This is a genomic window from Phenylobacterium sp. (genome assembly GCF_035569475.1).
Lineage (GTDB): Bacteria > Pseudomonadota > Alphaproteobacteria > Caulobacterales > Caulobacteraceae > Phenylobacterium.
This window is the reverse complement of record NZ_DATMNA010000118.1, coordinates 1-3,492: the sequence shown is the minus strand read 5'-3', so window position 1 is coordinate 3,492 and position 3,492 is coordinate 1. Positions and strand designations below refer to the sequence as shown.

Here is a 3,492-nt window from a genome sequence, read left to right as displayed (position 1 = left end):
CCTCCATCGCGCTGAAATGGCTCGACGAGGGCCTGCAGGACCGCGGCATCACCCGCGACCTGGAGTGGGGCGTGCCGGTCAACGCCTTCGAGTGGGGGCCCAATCCGGACGGCCTGACGCCGGACGTCGAAGGCCTGGCCGGCAAGGTCTTCTACGTCTGGTTCGACGCGCCCATCGAATACATCGCCGCCACCTGGGAATGGGCCGACGCCCGCGCCGCCGAGGCCGGCAAGGGTCCCGCCGACGAGGCCGAGTGGGAGCGCTGGTGGCGCGAGCCCGCCGCGGCCGACGTCACCTATGTGGAGTTCATGGGCAAGGACAACGTGCCCTTCCACACCGTGGGCTTCCCCACGACTCTCTTCGGGATCAACGAGAAGCTGGGCGCCGACGGCCACTTCACGCCAGCCAACAACGCGCCCTGGAAGCTGGTCGACCAGCTCAAGGGCTTCAACTGGCTCGACTACTACGGGGGCAAGTTCTCGACGTCCCAGAACCGCGGCGTCTTCATGGACCATGCGCTGGAGCTGCTCGCGCCCGACTACTGGCGCTGGTGGATCACCGCCAACACGCCGGAGACCTCGGACGCCACCTTCGCCTGGGAGCAGTTCCAGGCGCAGGTGAACGCCGACCTGGCCGACGTGCTGGGCAACTTCGTCAACCGCATCCTGAAGTTCACCGAGAGCCGTTTCGACGGCGCCGTCCCGGCGGGCGGGCTCGATGGGCCGCTGGAGGCCAAGCTGCACGCCGATGTCCTGGCCAAGCTGCGCGAGCTCACCGAGCACCTGGAGGGGCGCGAATTCCGCAAGGCCTCCACCGCGCTGCGCCAGCTCTGGGTGCTGGGCAACGGCTACCTGACCGAGGCCGCGCCCTGGACCGCCTTCAAGACCGATCCGGAGCGCGCCGCCGTGGCCGTGCGCACCGGGCTCAACCTGGTGGCCCTGTTCGCCAAGGTCTCGGAGCCCTTCATCCCGTTCAGCGCCGAGACCATCGCGCTCTCGGTGGGCGAGGCCTTCCCCGGCCGCTGGCCCGACCTCACCGGCGAGGGCCTGCTCGCCGCCCTGCCGCCCGGCCGCCCGGTGAAGGCGCCCGAGGTGCTGTTCCGCAAGGTCGAGGATGCGCAGGTCGCCGAATGGCGCGAACGCTTCGGCGGCCCGGAGACCGAATAGAGACCATCGTCCGCTCATCCCGGCCTTCGCCGGGATGAGCGGGACTAGTGCTTCTTCAGCTCGCTCGGCTTGATGTCGAAGATGTCGGGCATGGCGGCGTTATAGGCGGGGGTCTGGCCGGTCTCGATGGCCACCGAGCGGGCGCCTTCCCAGATCATGTGCAGGGCTACGTAGATCACCATGGCCAGGCCCAGGTAGCCGATCCAGCGGACCCGGTGCAGCAGCTTGGCGATCCAGCTCGCCGCCACGCCGGTCAGCGTGATCGACAGGATCAGGCCCATGGCCAGCACCACCGGGTGCTGCCGGGCCGCCCCGGCCACGGCCAGGACGTTGTCCAGCGACATGGCGAGGTCGGCCAGCAGGATCTGCAGCAGGGCGCGGCCGAGGGTCTTGGGCTTCGGCCTGGCCTTCGGGGTCGCGCCGATCGTCGCGCCGGTGGCGTCCTCGAGCGCGCTTTCGCCCTCCGCCTCCTGTTCGCGGCCCTGGCGGCGCAGGTCGCGCCACATCCGCCAGCAGACCCACAGCAGCAGCAGCCCGCCGCCCAGCAGCAGGCCCACCACCTGCAGCAGGCGCGTGGTGATCAGGGCGAAGCTGATCAGCATCACCACCGCGCCGCCGAGGCCCAGGATGATGGCCGTGCGCCGCTGCTGCTTCGGCAGGCCGGCGGCGGCGATGCCCACGGCCACGGCGTTGTCGCCGGCCAGCGCCAGGTCGATCAGCACCACCTGGAAGAAGGCGGCGACCGCGCCGGCGGTGACGGTGGTTTCGAACGGCAGGCTCAACGCGGGCGCGAGGCCTCGTAGAGCGCCACGGCGCAGGCGGCGGAGACGTTGAGGCTCTCGAAGCCGCCGGGCATGGGGATGCGGGCCAGCTCGTCGCAGTGCTCGGCCACCAGCCGGCGCAGGCCTTCGCCCTCGGAGCCCATCACCAGCACGGTGGGCGCCCCGTCCAGCACCGCGCCCAGGTCCCGCTCGGCCTCGCCGGCCAGGCCCACGGCGCGCCAGCCCGCGTCGGTCAGCTCGTCCAGGGCGCGCGACAGGTTGACCACATGGGCGACGGCGATCTTGTCCACCGCGCCCGCCGCGGCCTTGGCGAGGGCGCCGGTCAGCTTCGGCGCATGGCGGTCTTGCAGCACCACCCCTAGCGCCCCGAAGGCGGCCGCCGAACGCAGAATCGCGCCGACGTTCTGCGGGTCGGTGACCTGGTCGAGCATCAGCAGGACTGCGCCGCGCGTCGGGGTGAAGTCGGCCAGCGCCCAGTCTTCCGGCGCCGCGCCCTTCAGCGCCACGCCCTGGTGGACGGCGCCCTGCGGGAGGGCCTGAGCGATTCGCTGGTTGTCGGCGATCTCCAGCGCGTCCTGGCGGCCCAGGTCGGCCTCGATCTGGCGCGCCCGCTCGGCGGTGGCCAGGATCAGTTGCGGCGGTTCGCGGCGCGGATTGGCCAGCGCGGCCGCCACGGCGTGCCATCCCCAAAGCCAGTCGTCGGAGAGGCCGTGCGGAGCCTTGCGGAACCCTCCGTGGCCATGCCGATTTCGCCCTCTCCGGGCGTCGTTGCGTTCGGGATGCGAGGCCACTATAAGACGCGCTCCAAATTGGGGCCCTTGGACGGGCTGCCGCCTCCAGGTGCCTTGCGAACGGGCTTTATGCCCCTCGCAGCCTGCGGCGGAAGCCTTTTGTTCGAAGGGCCCTGAACCGGCTCCGAGCGCGAGGGGGAATGTCCCGAGCGGCAAAGGGGGGGGACTGTAAATCCCCTGGCGTACGCCTTCGTAGGTTCGAGTCCTACTTCCCCCACCACGCGCCGGAGCGCTGTAGGAGATTGAAGCGGCGGGTATAGCACAATGGTAGTGCAGCAGCCTTCCAAGCTGAATATGCGGGTTCGATTCCCGCTACCCGCTCCAGGTTCCCCTTCCACTTGAAACAACGCCCGTAGGACCCCGATGGCCAAAGAGAAATTCGAACGTAACAAGCCGCACTGCAACATTGGCACGATCGGCCACGTGGACCACGGGAAGACGACGCTGACGGCGGCGATCACCTACACGCTGGCGAAGACGGGCGGGGCGAAATCGATGTCCTATGCGGACATCGATGCGGCGCCTGAGGAGAAGGCGCGGGGGATCACGATCAACACCGCGCACGTGGAGTATGAGACGCAGAACCGTCACTACGCCCACGTCGACTGCCCCGGGCACGCCGACTATGTGAAGAACATGATCACCGGGGCGGCGCAGATGGACGGCGCGATCCTGGTGGTGAGCGCCGCGGACGGCCCGATGCCGCAGACCCGCGAGCACATCCTGCTGGCCCGCCAGGTGGGGGTGCCGGCG

At 69.9% G+C, this 3,492-nt stretch carries 4 protein-coding genes and 2 tRNA genes; 4 read left to right on the top strand and 2 right to left on the bottom strand.

Going from position 1 to position 3,492, the window contains the following annotated elements:
* Positions 1 to 1,166 (top strand): methionine--tRNA ligase (locus tag VNW53_RS18810; protein WP_325557512.1); only part of this gene is annotated, 1,166 nt, incomplete at its 5' end.
* Between the two features lie 44 nt (positions 1,167 to 1,210).
* Here VNW53_RS18810 and VNW53_RS18805 read toward each other — a convergent pair.
* On the bottom strand, positions 1,211 to 1,948 hold the full coding sequence (locus VNW53_RS18805; protein ID WP_325557511.1) for a YjbE family putative metal transport protein: 738 nt from the start codon (positions 1,946 to 1,948) through the stop codon (positions 1,211 to 1,213).
* Positions 1,945 to 2,739 (bottom strand): 23S rRNA (guanosine(2251)-2'-O)-methyltransferase RlmB, encoded by a 795-nt coding sequence (rlmB, locus tag VNW53_RS18800; protein ID WP_325557510.1) that lies wholly within the window; start codon positions 2,737 to 2,739, stop codon positions 1,945 to 1,947. Before rlmB ends, VNW53_RS18805 begins: the two co-directional genes overlap by 4 nt.
* A 134-nt stretch (positions 2,740 to 2,873) precedes the next feature.
* Between rlmB and VNW53_RS18795 the strand changes: the two genes are divergently transcribed.
* The 3 genes from VNW53_RS18795 to VNW53_RS18785 all read left to right on the top strand — a co-directional run.
* Positions 2,874 to 2,959, top strand: a tRNA-Tyr gene (locus VNW53_RS18795).
* 30 nt (positions 2,960 to 2,989) lie between these two features.
* Positions 2,990 to 3,063: transfer RNA gene (locus tag VNW53_RS18790), tRNA-Gly, on the top strand.
* 39 nt (positions 3,064 to 3,102) lie between these two features.
* The coding region (locus VNW53_RS18785; protein WP_325557509.1) for a GTP-binding protein at positions 3,103 to 3,492 on the top strand (390 nt) is incomplete at its 3' end.